Genomic DNA, 17196 nt, shown 5'->3' with positions numbered 1-17196 from the left:
TCAGTTGAACTTGAACTGGCGGCCGATCGCCGCGTGCAACTGGTCGTTCTCGACGATCAACGCCTCCAGATGCTGGTGGAGTCCCGATGCGATGACGTCGCCGGTGCGGGTGTGGAGCGTCCGCTGGTGGCGCCCGCGCGCCATCCGATCGGCCTCGCCCTGCCCGCCCAGCGACTTGGCGAGCGAGTTCAGGATCGACACCGTCTCGTCGATCGCCCCCGCGACGCTGCGCGGCAGTTCGGCGCGGCTCAGCAGCAGGTCGATGACGTTGGCGGGCTGCAATCCGTCGTTGTAGAGCCAGCGATACGCGGTCACCGCCGACACCGTCTGCAGGATCGTCGTCCACTGGTCGCGGTCGACGGTGCCGCCGATCGACTCGCCCGCGGGCAGCAGCAGATGGTATTTGACGTCAAGCAGCCGGGCGGTGTTGTCGGCGCGCTCGATCACCTGGCCCAGGCGGATGAACAGCGTCGTCTGGTTGCGCAACATGCGGTGGACCGCGCCCTCGAACCCGCGCGTCTCCGCCTTGACCTTGTCGACCAGACCCAGTGTCGCGGTCGAATCGAGCGGGGTCACCCGGCGGTCGAAGATCAGCCACGCGCCGTTGATCGCGCTCCACGCCTCGCGGCTGAGCGCGGTGCGCACCGCGCGTGCATTGTCGCGCGCGGCGTGGAGGCAGCGGACGATCGATCCCGGATGCGACGTGTCGGTGCTGAGAAACGCAACCACCGCCTCGCGCGTCAGCGGCGCACCGCTCGCCTCGAACGCCGCCTCGGTATCGGTGACCGCGAGCGCGGAGCGCCACGCGGCCTCGCCCGCGGGGCGCGACGACAGCACGTCGAGCCGCACGGTCGCCTCGACCAGCCGCGCGATGAAATCGGCACGCTCGAGATAACGCCCGAGCCAGTAGAGCGAGGCCGCGGTCCGGCTGAGCATCAGCGCACCTCCCGCGTCAGGTCGGCATTGCCGAGCGACTGGACCATGCCGTCCGCGCCGATCGACTGCGTCATCCCGCCCATCGATTGCGTCATCGCATTGGCGTCGTCCATCAACACGAACGAATCCTTGGTGCCGCCGCCCTGGCTCGAATTGACGACCAGCGATCCTTCCTTCAGCGCGACGCGCGTGAGCCCGCCGGGGACGACCTTCACCCCCTTCGATCCCGTCAGCACGAAGGGGCGGAAATCGACGTGGCGCGGCGAGAGGCCGCTGTCGGCGAGCGTCGGCACGGTCGACAGGGCCAACGTCGGCTGCGCGATATAGCGGTGCGGCTCGGCGATCAGCGCGGCACGGAACGTCTCGATCTCCTGCCGGCTGGCGGTCGGCCCGACGAGCATTCCGTAACCGCCCGATCCGTCGACCAGCTTCACCACCAGTTCGTCCAGATGGTCGAGCACGTATTTGAGCGCCTGCGGCTCGCGGCAGCGCCACGTCTCGACATTGGGCAGCTTCGCCTCGCCGCCCGAGTAGAACCGCACGATCTCGGGCATGTAGCTGTAGATCGCCTTGTCGTCGGCGATGCCGTTGCCCGGCGCATTGATGATCGCGACTTTGCCCGCGGCATAGGCCGCGATCAGCCCCGGCACGCCCAGCATCGAATCGGGGCGGAAGACGAGCGGGTCGAGGAAATCGTCGTCGACGCGGCGATAGATCACGTCGACCTTCACCCGCCCCGCGATCGTCCGCATGTAGACGACGTCATCGTCGACGACGAGGTCGGCCGCCTCGACCAGTTCGACCCCCATCGAGTCGGCGAGGAAACTATGTTCGTAATAGGCCGAATTATAGTGGCCCGGCGTCAGCACGACGCAGGTCGGGTTCTGTCCGCACCCGCGCGGGGATACCGAGCGCATCGTCTCGAGCAACATGTCGGGATAGCTGTCGACCGCGGCGACGCGGAATTGCGAGAACAGTTCGGGGCACAGTCGCACCATCGCCTCGCGGTTCTCCAGCATGTAGCTGACCCCCGAGGGCGTGCGCGCATTGTCCTCCAGCACGAAGAAATCGTCGGGCCCGGTGCGCACCAGATCGATGCCGCAGATATGCGCCCAGACGTCGTGCGGCGGGCGGATTCCCGCGATCTCGGGGCGGAACTGCGCGTTGCCGAGGATCAGATCCTCGGGCAGCACGCCTTCCCTCAAAATACGGCGCTCGCCGTAGATGTCGTGGAGGAACGCGTTGATCGCCTCGACGCGCTGGATCAGCCCTTCGGACAGCCGCGCCCATTCGCGCGCGAGGAAGATGCGCGGGACGATATCGAACGGGATGATGCGTTCGGAGGCGTCGCTGTCACCGTAAACGGCGAAGGTGATGCCCAATTGCCGGAACGTCGTCTCGGCGGCTTCCTGACGGCGGCGCAATTCGTCGGCGGGGGTTGCTTGCAGCCAGTGGCAGAGGTCGACCAGTTCGCTTCGGGCCCCCTCGCGCTCGGGTGGCCCCATGATCTCGTCGAATGCTTGTGTCCCCATGCCGTCTCGTAACGCTCCCGCAGCGATTTCGACGCATGCTGGGACACAAAGCGGCGCTTCACAACACCTGCGTCAGGACGAAAGCCCGGTCAGCGTCGCTTTGGTGAGGATTTGGGGCAGGACGCGCGGGCTCTGTGCGCCCTTGGCGTACCATAGATACAGCGGCACGCCCGCGCGGTTGTGGCGCTCGATGAAGCGGCCGAGCGTTGGATCGCCGTCGGTCCAGTCGCCGACCAGCACCGCGACCTTGTGCTTGGCAAACGCGTCCGCGACCGCCTGTGTCTCGATCGCGGCCTTCTCGTTGACCTTGCACGTCAGGCACCAGTCGGCGGTGAAATACGCGAACACCGGCCGCCCCTCGGCCTGCAAGGCGGCGAGCCGCGCCTCGCTGAAGGGCTGCGCGCCCGGCAGTGCGGCGACGCTCGACGCAACGGTGGGTGCCGCGCGGACGAGCAGCACGCCCGCCAGCGCGAGCGAGAGCGCGACGCCCGCGGGCCAACCCGCGCGCTCGCGCCCGGCGTGCTGCCGCCGCCCGGTCCACCACAGCCCCAGGCTGGCGAGCAGCACCGCCGCCAGCCCCAATGTCATGCCGTCGACCCCGGCCTGCCGCCCGAGCACCCAGGCGAGCGCGAGCGCGGTCAGGAACATCGGCACCGACAGGATGTGGCGCAGCCGCTGCATCCACGCGCCCGGCCGCGGCAATCGCCGCCTGAGCGCCGGCACGAAACCGATCAGCAGGAACGGCAGCGCAATGCCGAGGCCCAGTCCGGCGAACACCGCCATCGCCGCCACCGCGGGCAGCACCAGCGCCGCGCCGAGCGCCGCGCCCATGAACGGCCCCGTGCACGGCGTCGCGACGAACGCGGCGAGCGCCCCGGTCATGAACGCACCGCCCACCCCGCTCGTGCTCGCGAAGCGCGGCGTCGGCAGCTCGAACAATCCCGCCAGGTTGAGCGCGATCGCGGCGACGAGGATCAGCAGCACGCCGACGACGCGCGGGTCCTGCAACTGGAACGCCCAGCCGGCACTCGCCCCCCCGGCGCGCAGCGCGAGCAGTATCCCGCCTAGTGCGAGGCAGACGAGCACCACGCCCGCGGTATACGCCAGCGCCTCGGCGCGCGCGTGCGTCTCGCTCTCGCCCGACTTGGCGAGGCTCAGCGCCTTCAAACTCAGGATCGGAAAGACGCACGGCATGACGTTGAGCAGCAACCCGCCGAGCAACGCGCCGCCGAACGCGATCAGCGCCGCCGCCCATACGCCGCCGCCCGCCTCGCCCGCGGCGACGGTGCCGGGCGTCGCCGACAGCGCGAAACCCTGCCCGTCGGCGGTTCCCAGCACGCCCTCGATTCGACCCGTCGGCACGGTCGCGGCGGGCTTGGTCTCGATCACGACGCGGTCGCCGTCGCGCGTCACCTGCTGCGGCGCGGCCATGTCGATCACGCCGCCCGCCGCGGGGTAGAACCACGCCTGTCCGAGCGACGCGTCGGCGGGATAGGGAACCGACAGCCGCAACCGGCCCTGCTCGACCTGATAGGTGGCGGGCGAGCCGAGCGGACGCGGGATCGCGCGCGCGTGGGCGTCGAACGCCGCGCGCCGTTCGGGCGCGATCGTGCCGTCGCCGATCGTCACGCTGGTCGCGACGTCCTGCTGCTCGGGCACGCAGATCTGCTCGGTACAGACGAGGTAGGTGAGTTTCGCCGCGATCGGCAGGCGCGTGCCCACGGCGAGCCCCGCGGGCAGCGTCACGTCGGCGAGCAGTGCGAACGGCCGCTCGTAGACGTAGTTCATCAACCCAGCGATCAGCAGCCGCCCCGGCACCGGGTAGCGCAGCGCGCCCGCACTTGCCCCCGCGGGCAGCGTCCACGCGACCTGCGTCTCGACACCCGCGTCGCCCGGGTTCTTCCAATAACCGTGCCAGCCGGCTTCCGGTACCGCCTCGAACGCGACGCGCATCGTCGTGCCACTGCGCGGGCGGTCGCTCTCGGCCACCAGGGTCAGGCGGATGTGCTTCACGCCCGGTATTTGGGCTTGGGCCTGCGCCCACGCCGCCGGCAACCCGAGCGCCACCACCGTCATCAGAATGAAAAGCGCCGCGCGCACAGCTTGCCTGACCATCGACCCCGGCTCATAGCCCGCGTGTCCACGCTTTGCATCAAGGTTGCTCATGAAAGCCCTCGCCGCCGCGCTGCTCGTCTCCTCCGCGCTCGCGCTTCCTGCCGCCGCGCAGAACTCACGCGAGGCGCGCGAGCGTGCGCCCGCCGCACCCGTGGTCGCGCCCAGGAACGAGGCTGCCGCCCCTGCCGCACCGCGCACGCCGCCCAAGCTGATCGTCGCGATCTCGGTCGATCAATTCTCCGCCGACCTGTTCGCGCAATATCGCAACCATTTCACCGACGGCTTCGCGCGACTGCTGACGGGTGCGGTGTTTCCCTCGGGCTATCAGAGCCATGCCGCGACCGAGACGTGCCCCGGCCATTCGACGATCCTGACGGGCATGCGCCCCGCGCATACCGGGATCGTCGCCAACACCTGGATCAACCAGCGCGCGGGGCGCGAGGACAAGCAGGTCTATTGCGCCGAGGACGAGACGGCGGCGGGCAGCGACCACGAGAAATACGTGCCGAGCGACGTCCATCTGAAAGTGCCGACGCTGGGCGAGATGATGAAGGCGCGCGACCCGCGCACGCGCGTCGTCTCGATCGCGGGCAAGGACCGCGCCGCGATCATGATGGGCGGGCACAAGGTCGACGAACTGTGGTTCTGGGGCGGGCAGAATTTCATCTCCTACGCCGGCCGCAAGGCACCCCCCGCGGTCGAGCGGACCAACGCCGCGGTGGCCGCGTTGCTTGCGAAACCGCAGGCGGGGCTCGAGCTGCCGGGCTTCTGCCGCTCGATCGCCATGCCCGTACAGGTCGGTGACCAGGTGCTCGGCACCGGCCGGTTCGAGCGGCAGGCGGGCGATGCCAAGGCGTTCCGTGCCTCGCCCGCTAGCGACGGCGCGGTCTTCGCGCTCGCCGCCGCGCTGATCGGCGACATGAAGCTCGGCCGCGGCGCACAGACCGACATCATCGCGATCGGTGCGTCGGCGACCGACTATATCGGGCACGCCAACGGCACGCAGGGGTCGGAGATGTGCATCCAGATGAACGAGCTCGACCACACGATCGGCGGGTTCCTCGCGCAGCTCGACCAATGGGGGCTCGACTACGAGGTCGTGCTGACCGCCGACCACGGCGCACACGACATGACCGAGCGGCAGCAGCAGCGCGCGATGCCGATGGAGGCACGCGTCAACGCCGACGTGACCGCCAAGGCGATCGGCGCCGCGATCAGGCGCGACATGGGAATTGCAGGCCCGGTGCTGCTGGCGAGCGAGGGTGACGTCTACGTCGCCGACGACGTGGCGCCCGCACGCCGCGCCGCGGTGATCGCGGAGGCCGTCAAACGCTTCGCTGCGCAGCCGCAGGTCGCCGCCGCGCTGACCCGTCAGCAGATCGCCGCGACGCCGATGCCGACCACGCCGCCCGAGACGTGGACATTGCTCGAGCGTGCGCGCGCGTCGTTCGATCCCGACCGCTCGGGCGACTTCCTCGTCCTGCTACGCCCGCGCGTGACCACGATCGCCAAGCCCGGCCCGGGCTATGTCGAGACGCACGGCTCGCCGTGGGACTACGACCGCCGCGTGCCGATCATGTTCTGGCGCAAGGGGATGGCTGGGTTCGAGCAGCCGCTGTCGGTCGAGACGGTCGACATCGTCCCCACGCTCGCCGCGACGATCAACCTGCCCGTCTCCGGGCTCGACGGTCGGTGCCTCGACCTCGATTCGAGCGCGGCGAGCACCTGCGCGCGGTGACGACCGGGCGCGACGGCGGCTAGGGGCGACGGGTGCCCGAGCCGCCGCGGAGGATGAGTGACGATCATCGCATCGCGCAGGCCCCGGTGGGCGATCGCTGACGCACCGGTGGTAACGGCGCCGTTGGCCGCGTTCGCGTGACGCCGTCACGAAAGCGATTGCACGCGCCGCGTGTTTCCCCAAAGCACGCCGACGTGCGCGCCGCTACGCCCCCACCCCCGACCGACCGCGTCCTGCTCGCGATCGGGCTGCGGCTGCTGTCCGTCCTGCTGTTCGCGTTCATGAACGTCGGCATCAAGCTCGCCGAAGCGCGCGGAGCGTCGCTGCCCGAGATCATGTACTGGCGGCAGTTCGGTGCGACCCTGCTCGTCGGCGGGCTGGTCGCCGCCGGGCCGGGCATCGCTAGTCTCAGGACGCGGCGGTTCGGCGCGCATGTCCTGCGTACCACGCTCGGGCTCGCGGCGATGGCGCTGACCTTCGCGACGCTGACGATGCTGCCGCTGGCGGAAGCGACGACGATCGGCTTCTCGATGCCGATCTTCGCCACCGTGCTCGGCGCGCTGGTGCTCCACGAACCGACCGGCTGGCGGCGCTGGGCGGCGGTGTTCGCGGGCTTCGTCGGGGTGCTGATCGTCGCGCAACCGGGCGGAACAGCATTCCCGCTCGCGGGGGCGCTGACCGGGCTCGCCGCGGCGGCGGGAACCGCGACCGTCTCGATCCTGCTGCGCACGATCGGCCGCACCGAGGCACCGCTCACCACCGTGTTCTGGTTCTCGTGCCTGTCGCTCGTGCCGCTGGGCGTCGCCTACCCGTTCGCGGCGCAGGCGCATGCGCCGATGGTGTGGGCGATCCTGCTCGGGATCGGGTTGATCGGCGGCGCGGCGCAGATCGCGATGACGCGTTCGCTGACGCTCGGCCCGGTCTCGACCGTGGTGCCGATGGATTACACCGCGCTGCTGTGGGCGACCTTGCTCGGCTGGCTGGTGTTCGACCGGCTGCCCGCGCCCGCGACCTGGGTCGGCGCGCCGGTGATCGTCGCCTCGGGGCTCTACATCGTCTGGCGCGAACATGTCCGCCGCCGCGCCGACACGCGGCAGGCAGTGGCGCAGGGGATCGCCTAGCGCGCGCCCACGAGCAGCCGTCGCCCGCGCAGGAACATCTCGACGCGCATCGCGGCGAACAGCCCCAGCGCCATCGCCATCAGCACGTCGGTGACGACGAACGGATCGATCCCCCAGCCGCCGCGCTCCACCACCGCCCGCGCACCGCTACGCGCCGCGACCAGCGCGACGATGAACAGCAATGCGGCGGGCGATCCGGTCTGGTTGAGCGCGTGGGTATCGGGGTCGACCGCGATCCGCATCATCCGCCCGCGCTGCCATCCGAGCAACGCGCCCGGCCCCGCCGCAGCCGCGCAGAACAGCCACGCGTCCCCGCGCGGCGGGTGCTGCGCGTAGAGCACGATGCACAAGGCTGCGTAGAACGCGGGCAGCACCCACAACCATTCGAGCTTCAGCGGCCGCGCGCGGCTCATCCGTTTCCACCGGAACGCGATCACGCCCGCCAGGACCGCGAAGGTGACGGCGTAGCTGATCCAGTTGGCAGACGCGTCGTTCATTCCGGCAGGCTAGTCGTGCGGCACGCGAAACGAAAGCCGCGCCTCACGCGCTTGGAAAGGAATGCACGACAGACATTTGCGTATCCTGGGCTGGGTCGCGACCGCCACCGCGGTCGCGATGTATCTGTCCTATATCGACCAGATCCAGCTCAACCTCGCGGGCGAGAAGGGCTCGCTGATCCAGCCGCTGGCGACCATGGTCAATTGCAGCCTGTGGGTTGCCTACGGTTCCTTGCGCCGGCCGCGGCGCGACTGGCCGATCGTCCTCGCCAACGCGCCGGGCGTGCTGCTCGGCGCGATCTCCTTCGCTACCGCGCTGTGACGAAGGACCGCTTCCGCGTAGGGCGATGACGGTGTACTAGTCACCTGACTCACCGAGGAGATAACGATGCCCGCTCCTGACCGAAGGGCCCGTGTAAAAAGCCTCGCGCTGCGGATCGCGGCAGTTCTTCGCGCGGGTAGCGGACAGCGACGCCGCCCACCGCGCCGCCCGGATAATCCGGGCAGCGCCGCCGCGCCGGTCACGCCCGACCCTGCGCCGCGACCGCTGATCGGCGGCGCGGCGGCGGAGATCGACTAACCTACTCCGCAGCTTGTGCGACCGGAGCGGGCTCCTTCCACACCAGCTTGGGCTTGCGCGCGGCGAGCGTCTCGTCGAGCCGCGCACGCGGCGCGAAGTGCGGCGCACTCTTCAAGCCCGCGTCACCCGCCTTCGCGCGCTCGGCGACCGAGCGCAGCGCGCCGATGAACTGGTCGAGCGCCGCCTTCGATTCGGTCTCGGTCGGCTCGACCAGCATCGCGCCGTGGACGACGAGCGGGAAATACACCGTCATCGGGTGGAACCCCTCGTCGATCAGCCCCTTGGCGACGTCGAGCGTCGAGAAGCCGTCCGCCAGGTTCGCGTCCGAGAACAGCGCCTCGTGCATGCACGGTCCCGCCTTGCCGAACGGCGCGTCGAGCACGTCCTCCAGGCTGCGCAGCACGTAGTTGGCGTTCAGCACCGCATCCTCCGCCACCTGGCGCAGACCGTCGGCGCCGTGGCTGAGGATGTAGGTCAGCGCGCGCGTGAACATGCCCATCTGGCCGTGGAACGCGACCATGCGGCCGAAGCTCTGCGCGTGGTGCTCGCCCGCATTCTCTTCCTCAACGAGCTCGAAGCGCCCGTCCTGCTCCTCGACGAAGGGGAGCGGCGCGAACGCGGTCAGCCGCTCGGAGAAAACCACCGGCCCCGAACCCGGCCCGCCGCCGCCGTGCGGCGTCGAGAAGGTCTTGTGCAGGTTGATGTGCATCGCATCGACGCCCAGGTCGCCCGGACGCACGCGCCCGACAATCGCGTTGAAGTTCGCGCCGTCGCAGTAGACGTAACCGCCCGCCGCGTGGACCGCGTCGCTGATCGTCTTCAGATCACGCTCGAACAGCCCGCAGGTGTTGGGGTTGGTGATCATTACGCCCGCGACGTCGGGCCCCAGCCGCGCGATCAGCGCATTGGTGTCGACACGCCCGTCGGCGGTGGCGGGGATGTCCTCGACCGCGAAGCCCGCGAAGGCCGCAGTCGCGGGGTTGGTGCCGTGCGCGCTCTCGGGCACCAGGATGATGCGGCGCTGCCCCTCGCCCTTCGCTTCCAGCGCGGCCTTGATCGCGAGGATGCCGCACAGCTCGCCGTGCGCGCCCGCCTTGGGGCTCATCGCGACCGAGTGCATGCCCGTCAGTGTGACGAGCCAGTGCGCAAGTTGATGGATCACGCCCAGCGCGCCCTGCACCGTGTCGATCGGCTGGAGCGGGTGGACGTCGGCGAAGCCGGACAGCCGCGCCATCTTCTCGTTCAGGCGCGGGTTGTGCTTCATGGTGCACGAACCGAGCGGGAACAGTCCCAGGTCGATCGCGTAATTCTGCCGGCTGAGCCGGGTGTAGTGGCGCACCGTCTCGGGCTCCGACAGGCCGGGCAGACCGATCGGTGCGGTACGCGCGAGGTCGCCGAAGCGCGACGTCGCGGCGACGGGCTCCGCCACCTCGACGCCCGTCGTCTCGCTCGAACCGATCTCGAAGATCAGCGCCTCTTCCAGCATCAGCGCCTTGTTGCCGGTGAAGGTCGGGGCGGCGGTATCGGTGCCCTTGACGGTCATCTCGGGCCGCCAGCCGCTCTGGTTGATGCTCATGCCAACACCTCCTCAAGCGCGGTCGCCAGCGCATCGATATCCTCTCGCGTCACCGTCTCGGTCACCGCGACGATCAGCCCGTTGGCGAGCTCGTCCTCGCCCGGATAGAGCCGCCCGAGCGACACGCCCGCGAGCACGCCGCGCTCGGCGAGCGCGCGTACGATCGGCCGCGCCTCGCGACCCAGATCGAGCGTGAACTCGTTGAAGAAGGTGTCGTTGACGAGGTTGACGCCCGGCACCTGCGCCAGCCGCTCCGCCGCCGCGACCGCGTTCGCGTGATTGGTCGCCGCCAACTGCCGCAAGCCCGCCTCACCCAGCAGCGTCATGTGGATCGAGAAGGCGAGTGCGCACAGCCCTGAGTTGGTGCAGATGTTGCTGGTCGCCTTCTCGCGTCGAATATGCTGCTCGCGCGTCGACAGCGTCAGCACGAAGCCGCGGCGGCCGTCCGCATCGACGGTCTCGCCGCACAGGCGCCCCGGCATCTGGCGGACATATTTCTCCTTGCAGCCGAACAACCCGACGTAGGGCCCGCCGAACTGCAGGCCGACGCCGAGCGACTGGCCCTCGCCGACGACGATATCGGCGTCCATCTCGCCGGGGCTGCGGATCGCACCCAGCGCGACCGGCTCGGTCACCACCGCGATCAGCAGCGCCTTGTTGGCGTGGCACGCGTCGGCGAGCGGTTTCAGGTCCGCGATGCGGCCGAGGATGTCGGGATATTGCACCACGACGCACGACGTATCGCCGTCGACGTAATCGAGTAGCGATGCAAAATCGCCGGCGTCATCCAAGTTAGGCGTCGAATAAACGAGCTGGTCGCCCGTGTATTTCGCCATCGTTTGCGCAACCGAAACATAGTGCGGGTGTAGACCGGACGAAAGCACCACCTCTCCGCGCTTGGTGATGCGGCGCGCCATGCCGATCGCTTCCCAGCACGCGGTCGAGCCGTCGTACATGCTGGCGTTCGCGACATCGGTGCCGAGCAGACGCGCGACCTGCGTCTGAAACTCGAACAGCATCTGCAGCGTGCCCTGCGCGATCTCGGGCTGGTAGGGCGTATAGGCGGTCAGGAACTCGCCGCGCTGGATCAGGTGATCGACGCTCGCCGGGACGTGGTGGCGATACGCGCCCGCGCCGAGGAAGAACGGCACCTCGCCCGCCACCGTGTTCTTGCGCGCGAGCGCGGTCATGTGCCGCTCGACGCTCAGCTCGCTGGCGTGATTCGGCAGGTCGCGGACCGGCCCGTCGAGCCGTGCGGCCTCGGGCACGTCGACGAACAGGTCGTCGATCGATCCGGCGCCGATGACGGACAGCATGTCGCGGCGATCATGTTCGGTGAGCGGTAGGTAGCGCATGGCAGTTCCTTGCACGCCGCCCGTCGCCGGGCGGCGGGACAATCGTTAGAGCTTCTCGACGAACGCCGCATAGGCCTGCTCGTCCATCAACTGGTCGAGCTCGGACGCGTCGGCGAGCGTGATCTTGAAGAACCAGCCCTCGCCCTCGGGATCGGAATTCACCAGCGAGGAATCGTCGGCGAGCGCAACATTGCCCTCGATCACGGTGCCCGACACGGGCGCGTAGACATCGGACGCGGCCTTGACGCTCTCGACCACGGCGGCGTCGTCACCCTTCGAAAGCGACTTGCCCTCCTCGGGCACCTCGACGAACACGATGTCGCCGAGCTGGCTCTGCGCATAGTCGGAGATGCCGACGGTGCCGGTCTCGCCGTCGACGTCGATCCACTCGTGGTCCTGCGTGAAATAACGGCTCATGGGATCAGGCTCCTCGGTAGTAACGATGGGGAACGAACGGCATTGCGGCAACGGTCGCGGCGTGGACCTTGCCGCGCTGGACGAGGCTGATAGCCGTGCCGGCGGTCGCGAGCTCGGTCGGGACATAGGCCATCGCGATCGGTGCGCCGACGCTGGGCGCGAAACCGCCGCTGGTCACGCGCCCGATCACTGCGCCGTCGTCGCCGACGACGCTCGCGCCCTCGCGCACCGGCTGGCGCCCCTCGACCAGCAAACCGACGCGCTTGACCGCGGGGCCGTGCTCGCGCTCGGCAAGGATGCGTGTCGCACCCGGAAAGTCCGCTGCCTCGCGGCGGCGCTTCCACAAGGCGAAGCCGAGGTCGGCCATCACCGGCGTCGTCTCGGGATCGAGGTCGTGGCCGTAGAGCGGCAGCCCCGCCTCAAGGCGCAGCGAGTCGCGTGCGCCGAGGCCGATCGGCTTCACCTCGGGCTGTTCGAGCAGCGCGTCGGCGAACGCCTCCGCCGCCTCGGCCGGAAGCGAGATCTCGTAACCGTCCTCACCGGTATAGCCCGAGCGGCTGAGCCAGAGGTCGTGGCCTTCCCACTGGAACGCGCCCGCCTGCATGAAGGTCAGCGCTTCGACGCCGGGGATCAGCCGCGACACCGCGTCGACCGCCTTCGGCCCCTGCACCGCGAGCAGCGCGTGATCTTCCATCAGATTGATCGTCACGTCGTCGGGCAGGTGCTCGATCATGTGCGCCACGTCGTCGTACTTGGTCGCGCCGTTGACGACTATGTAGACGCGGTCCTCTGCCTGACGCGTGAGCATCAGGTCGTCGAGCACGCCGCCTTCCTCGTTCAGCAGCAGCGAGTAACGTGCCTTGTTGAACGGCAGGCGCTCGATCTCGGCGGGCAGCAATGCCTCGAGCGCCGCGACGACGCCCTCGCCCGTGATCGACAATTGCCCCATGTGGCTGACGTCGAACAGCCCGGCGCTCTCACGCGTCCAGAGGTGCTCGGCCATGATTCCTTCGTACTGGACGGGCATGTGATAGCCGGCGAACTCGACCATGCGGCCGCCGCGCGCGCGGTGCCACGCGTCGAGCGGGAGCGTCAGCGTTTCGATGACGACTCCATCGTCATCCGATGCGCCATTGGTGGGTTGGATCTTGTCGCTCATCACGGCTTCCTGACGCGAGGGTGTCGACGCACGAACTGCTCGTCCGACGATCATGTCCCCCTCTGTCACGGAACCTGAGAGCTTTCTCGCCGCTTTCGCGGGATTACCCCTTCGGTGGATCGCGCCGGGTGAACGGCGCAACCGCTTTCCAGAGTGTCGGTAAGGCTGCGCGGTCCCTGCTGCCTGAGAGATTCCGGGGTGGTTGCTCCTTCGGCGGCGATCCTTGCCTGAAAGGCCGGCCGCACTCTCCCGCGCCGCCCACGCGAGGAAAAGTCCCCCGCGTCGACGCGCGCCGCTCTGCCGCCGCGCCTCGGGCGTGTCAATCGGCCACGAACATCCTCACCGCGCCCGCACCAGGGCGACGCTGCGCGACAGCCGCGGCGCGGCATAATCGATCGACGCGTGCGTCGGAGCGGGGTGACGGAGCTTCGACGCGCGACCGTCGGCGCGCATCCGCCGATCGGCCTCGCGCCAGTCGGGCGGCACCGCCGTGTCCTGCGTCCAGCGCACGACGCTCGCCTCGTCGCACCAGTCGAGCAGCAACGGCATCGCCCGCAGATGCGCGCCGCTCGTCATGTAACGCTTCATCGCGGCACCATCGTCCCACAGCGTCATCGTCCAGAACGCGCGCCGCCGGTCGGGCAGCAGCGCCCCACCCAGGAACCCGTCGCTGCCGCGCACCTGGCGAGTCGTACCGAGCGTGTGGATCACGAAACGCGGCATGAACCGCCACGATCGGATACGCAGGCGCGTGACGCTGACGACCGGCATGGCCACTCTCCCCGACGCCCGCGTTATCCCCGCAACCGTGTGGGAAAGGTCAGCGCGTGGCGTTGTAGCGTAACTGGTCCTGCGTCAGCTGGAAGCCGACCAGCGCCTCGAACGTCGCCGACAGCACCGCCTGGCGCACCTCGGGCTGCGACAGCGGATCGACCGCCGCGTCCTCGTCGCCCGCCTTGCGCTTGCGCGTCAGCTTGTCGCGGATTTCCTGTGGCACGGTCGCCAGCGCGCGCGACACGATCGTGGTCGCCTGCGGGTTCGCGGTCGCGACCGCCTGCCCCGCGTCCCAGTGGAGCGCGACGCCGCCGATCCGCTTCGACACGACCGAATTGCCGCCGCGCGTGATCGCGATGAAATACGGCAACGTCACGTCGCGCGCCCCCGCGGTCTGCGTCCGCCGCGCGCGCACGTCGAAGGTGACGGTCGTCTGGATGTCGTCGCTCGCGTCGTTGCAGGTCGAGCGCACGTTGCTGATCGCGGCAGTCACGTCGATCGCGCTCGCGTCGGTGCTGTTGGCCGGATTGAACACGGTCACGTCGCCCGTCCCCGCGGGCACGCCGACCACCGGACAGGCCGAGCGGACCGAGGTGATGCCGGCGGCGCCGCCCGTCACGTCGATCTCGCCCGACTTGGCGCATCCCGCCAGGGCCCCGCTCGCGGCGAGAAGCAGGGTGAGTGGCAGGCGGTTCGAGCGAAGCGGCACAGGCAGCGTTCCTGGTACAAGAAGCGAATACGCGACGGGACCGCCTCCCCATCTGGAAAGGCCGGCCCCGCTCGCCACGCACCATAGGAACCGCCTTTCGCCGGAGCAAGCATTGGCGTACATGGGCGCGCATGTCCGACATCGCTGATCTCACCGCCCCCACGCGCCGCCCGCTGGAGTTGATGATCGCGGCGCCGCGCGGCTTCTGCGCCGGCGTCGACCGCGCGATCCGCATCGTCGAACTCGCGCTCGAGAAGCACGGCGCGCCCGTCTACGTCCGGCACGAGATCGTCCACAACAAGTTCGTGGTCGACGCGCTGAAGGCGAAGGGCGCGGTGTTCGTCGAGGAACTGGACGAGGTGCCCGACGACGCCAACGTCGTCTTCTCCGCGCACGGCGTGCCCAAGTCGGTACCCGCCGAGGCGCAGGATCGTGGCCTCAGCTACCTCGACGCGACCTGCCCGCTCGTCTCCAAGGTCCACCGCCAGGCCGAACGGCTGGTCGCGGCGGGCCGCCACATCGTCTTCGTCGGCCATGCCGGCCACCCGGAAGTCATCGGCACCTTTGGACAGGTGCCCGCGGGCTCGATGACCCTGGTCGAGACGGTCGAGGACGTCGCGGCGCTCGACCTGCCCGACGCGCAGAATGTCGCCTTCCTGACGCAGACCACGCTGTCGGTCGACGATACCGCCGCGATCGTGTCGGCGCTCCACGCGCGCTACCCCTCGATCGACGCGCCGCGCGGCGAGGACATCTGCTACGCGACCTCGAACCGCCAGGCCGCGGTCAAGGCGATCGCGGATTCGTGCGACGCGGTGCTGGTGATCGGCGCGCCCAATTCGTCGAACTCGGTCCGGCTGGTCGAGGTTGCCGAGCGGCAGGGCGTGCGCGCCGCGCTGATCCAGCGTGCGGCCGAACTCGACTGGTCGTTCCTCGACGGCGTCGGCACATTGGGCATCACCGCGGGCGCATCCGCGCCCGAGTTGCTGGTGCGCGAACTGGTCGACCGGCTCGCCACGCGCTTCGACGTGATCGAGCGCGAGGTCGAGACGACGCGCGAGTCGATCGCGTTCAAGCTGCCGCGCGGGCTCGACGCCGCCGCCTGAACGCGGCTGTCCTACACGCGCGGCCTGTGCCACGCCTCAGTGGTGATCGCGAGCGCGCGGGCGGGCGCGCGCACCCGCGTCGGACTGTGACCTTTGTGACCTTTCGACGCGGGGGAGATTGAGCATGGCCGTCTACACGCACGTCTCCGCCGAGGCATTGAGCAAATTTCTGACGCGCTACGACGTCGGCGACCTCGTCTCCGCAAAGGGGATCGCCGAAGGGGTGGAGAATTCCAACTATCTCGTCGATACGACCGCCGGTCGCTACATCCTGACGCTCTACGAGCGCCGCGTGGCGGCAGACGACCTGCCCTTCTTCATGGCGCTGCTCGACCATCTCGCGGCGAAGGGCTTGCCGGTGCCGCCCGCGATTCCCGATCGCGAAGGCCAGTCGATCCAGCAATTGGAGGGCCGCCCCGCCTGCCTGATCCGTTTCCTGCCCGGCGTGTCGCTGTCGCATCCGACGCCGGCGCAGGCACTCGCCGCGGGCGAGGCGCTCGCGCAGATGCACCGCGCGGTCGGCGATTTCGCGCTCACCCGCCCGAACACGATGGGGGTCGACACCTGGCGTCCGCTGTTCGCACGCTGCGGGCGCGACCTCGACACGATCGCGCCCGGTCTTCACGACGCGCTCGACCACGCGCTCGATCACATCCTCGCACGCTGGCCGCGCGACACGCTCGACACCTGCGCGATCCATGCCGACCTGTTTCCCGACAACGTGCTGATGCGCGGCGACCGCGTGTCGGGGCTGATCGATTTCTACTTCGCCTGCACCGACACCCGCGTGTTCGACCTCGCGATCACGCACAGCGCATGGGGCTTCGATGCGTCGGGCGTGCGCTACGAGGCCGCGATCGGTGATGCGTTGTTCGCGGGTTACGAGCGCCATTTCCCGCTCTCGCCGGCCGAGCGCGATGCCTTTCCGACGCTCGCGGCGGGCGCGTGCCTGCGCTTCGCACTCAGCCGCGCGTGGGACTGGCTCAACACGCCCGCCGACGCGCTGGTGACGCGCAAGGACCCGCTCGCTTACCTGCGCCGGCTCGCGCATTACGCGCCCGACCTGCTTCCTGCTCACATGAAGAACGACCGATGACCACCGAATCTACGCCGACCGAACTCCCGCTGGTCGAGATCGCCACCGATGGCGCGTGCAAGGGCAATCCCGGCCCGGGCGGCTGGGGCGCGCTGCTGCGCATGGGCGAAACCGAGAAGGAGCTGTCGGGGGCGGAAAACCCGACCACCAACAACCGGATGGAGCTGACCGCGGCGATCGAGGGGCTGAAGGCATTGAAGCGGCCGTGCCGCGTGACGCTGTCGACCGACAGCCGCTACGTCATGGATGGCCTGACCAAGTGGATCCACGGCTGGCAGAAGAACGGCTGGCGCACCGCCGACAAGAAGCCCGTCAAGAACGCCGAGCTGTGGCAGGCGCTGCTCGCCGCCGCGAAACCGCATCGGATCGAGTGGAAATGGGTCAAGGGTCACGCCGGCCACCCCGACAACGAACGCGTCGACAAGCTCGCCAGCGACGCCGCGGTCGCGATCGCCAAGCGCCCGCGCGCCGCCGCCTGACCGGCC

Annotated in this window: 16 protein-coding genes and 1 riboswitch; of the genes, 6 read left to right on the top strand and 10 right to left on the bottom strand. The window is 69.4% G+C overall.

All coding sequences use genetic code 11. From position 1 onward, the window contains the following. The 3 genes from KZ810_RS05945 to KZ810_RS05935 form a co-directional block, all read right to left on the bottom strand. A complete protein-coding gene (locus KZ810_RS05945) occupies positions 1–936 on the bottom strand; it encodes an alpha-E domain-containing protein (RefSeq protein WP_219768072.1) in 936 nt (311 codons plus the stop codon). Continuing rightward, entirely contained in the window at positions 936–2468 is a 1533-nt protein-coding gene (locus tag KZ810_RS05940; protein WP_219768071.1) for a circularly permuted type 2 ATP-grasp protein, read from the bottom strand. Before KZ810_RS05940 ends, KZ810_RS05945 begins: the two co-directional genes overlap by 1 nt. Before the next feature lie 72 nt (positions 2469–2540). Continuing rightward, positions 2541–4583, bottom strand: coding sequence for a protein-disulfide reductase DsbD family protein (locus tag KZ810_RS05935; RefSeq protein WP_219768384.1), 2043 nt, complete (start codon positions 4581–4583; stop codon positions 2541–2543). Positions 4584–4632: 49 nt separating this feature from the next. Here KZ810_RS05935 and KZ810_RS05930 point away from each other — a divergent pair, with 49 nt between their 5' ends. Both KZ810_RS05930 and KZ810_RS05925 read left to right on the top strand, forming a co-directional pair. Continuing rightward, on the top strand, positions 4633–6321 hold the full coding sequence (locus KZ810_RS05930; protein ID WP_219768070.1) for an alkaline phosphatase family protein: 1689 nt from the start codon (positions 4633–4635) through the stop codon (positions 6319–6321). 194 nt (positions 6322–6515) lie between these two features. Beyond that, on the top strand, positions 6516–7442 hold the full coding sequence (locus tag KZ810_RS05925; RefSeq protein ID WP_308461500.1) for a DMT family transporter: 927 nt from the start codon (positions 6516–6518) through the stop codon (positions 7440–7442). Here the strand turns inward: KZ810_RS05925 and KZ810_RS05920 are convergent. Then, entirely contained in the window at positions 7439–7939 is a 501-nt protein-coding gene (locus tag KZ810_RS05920) for a CcdC protein domain-containing protein (RefSeq protein WP_219768068.1), read from the bottom strand. The genes KZ810_RS05925 and KZ810_RS05920 overlap by 4 nt on opposite strands. A gap of 61 nt (positions 7940–8000) precedes the next feature. On the opposite strand from KZ810_RS05920, the gene KZ810_RS05915 reads away from it, so the two are divergent. Continuing rightward, the gene (locus tag KZ810_RS05915; protein ID WP_219768067.1) at positions 8001–8261 is read left to right on the top strand and encodes a SemiSWEET family transporter; all 261 of its coding nucleotides are present in this window, start codon (positions 8001–8003) and stop codon (positions 8259–8261) included. Between the two features lie 259 nt (positions 8262–8520). Here KZ810_RS05915 and gcvPB read toward each other — a convergent pair whose 3' ends face one another. From gcvPB to KZ810_RS05885, 6 genes are all read right to left on the bottom strand, one after another. Continuing rightward, a complete protein-coding gene (gcvPB, locus tag KZ810_RS05910) occupies positions 8521–10095 on the bottom strand; it encodes an aminomethyl-transferring glycine dehydrogenase subunit GcvPB (protein WP_219768066.1) in 1575 nt (524 codons plus the stop codon). After that, positions 10092–11450: an aminomethyl-transferring glycine dehydrogenase subunit GcvPA gene (gene gcvPA / locus KZ810_RS05905; RefSeq protein ID WP_219768065.1), complete on the bottom strand. Its 1359-nt coding sequence runs from the start codon at positions 11448–11450 to the stop codon at positions 10092–10094. Before gcvPA ends, gcvPB begins: the two co-directional genes overlap by 4 nt. A gap of 45 nt (positions 11451–11495) precedes the next feature. Beyond that, positions 11496–11867 (bottom strand): glycine cleavage system protein GcvH, encoded by a 372-nt coding sequence (gene gcvH / locus KZ810_RS05900; protein ID WP_219768064.1) that lies wholly within the window; start codon positions 11865–11867, stop codon positions 11496–11498. Between the two features lie 4 nt (positions 11868–11871). Further along, positions 11872–13026, bottom strand: a complete 1155-nt coding sequence (gene gcvT / locus KZ810_RS05895) for a glycine cleavage system aminomethyltransferase GcvT (protein ID WP_219768063.1) — start codon at positions 13024–13026, stop codon at positions 11872–11874. A 160-nt stretch (positions 13027–13186) separates the two neighbouring features. Continuing rightward, positions 13187–13288, bottom strand: a riboswitch (glycine riboswitch). A gap of 77 nt (positions 13289–13365) precedes the next feature. Next, a complete protein-coding gene (locus tag KZ810_RS05890) occupies positions 13366–13797 on the bottom strand; it encodes a hypothetical protein (protein ID WP_258044486.1) in 432 nt (143 codons plus the stop codon). A 49-nt stretch (positions 13798–13846) separates the two neighbouring features. Next, positions 13847–14509, bottom strand: a complete 663-nt coding sequence (locus KZ810_RS05885) for a hypothetical protein (RefSeq protein ID WP_219768061.1) — start codon at positions 14507–14509, stop codon at positions 13847–13849. A gap of 131 nt (positions 14510–14640) precedes the next feature. Here KZ810_RS05885 and ispH point away from each other — a divergent pair, with 131 nt between their 5' ends. The 3 genes from ispH to rnhA all read left to right on the top strand — a co-directional run bounded on the left by ispH (position 14641) and on the right by rnhA (position 17190). Further along, positions 14641–15615 (top strand): 4-hydroxy-3-methylbut-2-enyl diphosphate reductase, encoded by a 975-nt coding sequence (gene ispH, locus KZ810_RS05880; RefSeq protein ID WP_219768060.1) that lies wholly within the window; start codon positions 14641–14643, stop codon positions 15613–15615. A 124-nt stretch (positions 15616–15739) separates the two neighbouring features. Beyond that, positions 15740–16711, top strand: a complete 972-nt coding sequence (gene thrB, locus KZ810_RS05875; RefSeq protein ID WP_219768059.1) for a homoserine kinase — start codon at positions 15740–15742, stop codon at positions 16709–16711. Then, positions 16708–17190 (top strand): ribonuclease HI, encoded by a 483-nt coding sequence (gene rnhA / locus KZ810_RS05870; protein ID WP_219768058.1) that lies wholly within the window; start codon positions 16708–16710, stop codon positions 17188–17190. The genes thrB and rnhA overlap by 4 nt, the downstream gene beginning before the upstream one ends. Positions 17191–17196 lie beyond the last annotated feature (6 nt).

This window comes from Sphingomonas citricola (assembly GCF_019429535.1).
Taxonomy (GTDB): domain Bacteria; phylum Pseudomonadota; class Alphaproteobacteria; order Sphingomonadales; family Sphingomonadaceae; genus Sphingomonas; species Sphingomonas citricola.
Note: the sequence above shows the minus strand (reverse complement) of the source record. Positions and strands in the feature narration are given on the sequence as shown.

What these genes read in the sequence shown, in the direction of transcription:
- KZ810_RS05920 (WP_219768068.1), bottom strand. Translation starts at nt 7,939, where the DNA reads ATGAACGACGCGTCTGCCAACTGGATCAGCTACGCCGTCACCTTCGCG.
- KZ810_RS05930 (WP_219768070.1), top strand. Translation starts at nt 4,633, where the DNA reads ATGAAAGCCCTCGCCGCCGCGCTGCTCGTCTCCTCCGCGCTCGCGCTT.
- KZ810_RS05890 (WP_258044486.1), bottom strand. Translation starts at nt 13,797, where the DNA reads ATGCCGGTCGTCAGCGTCACGCGCCTGCGTATCCGATCGTGGCGGTTC.
- KZ810_RS05935 (WP_219768384.1), bottom strand. Translation starts at nt 4,583, where the DNA reads ATGGTCAGGCAAGCTGTGCGCGCGGCGCTTTTCATTCTGATGACGGTG.
- gcvPA (WP_219768065.1), bottom strand. Translation starts at nt 11,450, where the DNA reads ATGCGCTACCTACCGCTCACCGAACATGATCGCCGCGACATGCTGTCC.
- gcvH (WP_219768064.1), bottom strand. Translation starts at nt 11,867, where the DNA reads ATGAGCCGTTATTTCACGCAGGACCACGAGTGGATCGACGTCGACGGC.
- rnhA (WP_219768058.1), top strand. Translation starts at nt 16,708, where the DNA reads ATGACCACCGAATCTACGCCGACCGAACTCCCGCTGGTCGAGATCGCC.
- thrB (WP_219768059.1), top strand. Translation starts at nt 15,740, where the DNA reads ATGGCCGTCTACACGCACGTCTCCGCCGAGGCATTGAGCAAATTTCTG.
- ispH (WP_219768060.1), top strand. Translation starts at nt 14,641, where the DNA reads ATGTCCGACATCGCTGATCTCACCGCCCCCACGCGCCGCCCGCTGGAG.
- gcvPB (WP_219768066.1), bottom strand. Translation starts at nt 10,095, where the DNA reads ATGAGCATCAACCAGAGCGGCTGGCGGCCCGAGATGACCGTCAAGGGC.
- KZ810_RS05915 (WP_219768067.1), top strand. Translation starts at nt 8,001, where the DNA reads ATGCACGACAGACATTTGCGTATCCTGGGCTGGGTCGCGACCGCCACC.
- gcvT (WP_219768063.1), bottom strand. Translation starts at nt 13,026, where the DNA reads ATGAGCGACAAGATCCAACCCACCAATGGCGCATCGGATGACGATGGA.
- KZ810_RS05940 (WP_219768071.1), bottom strand. Translation starts at nt 2,468, where the DNA reads ATGGGGACACAAGCATTCGACGAGATCATGGGGCCACCCGAGCGCGAG.
- KZ810_RS05945 (WP_219768072.1), bottom strand. Translation starts at nt 936, where the DNA reads ATGCTCAGCCGGACCGCGGCCTCGCTCTACTGGCTCGGGCGTTATCTC.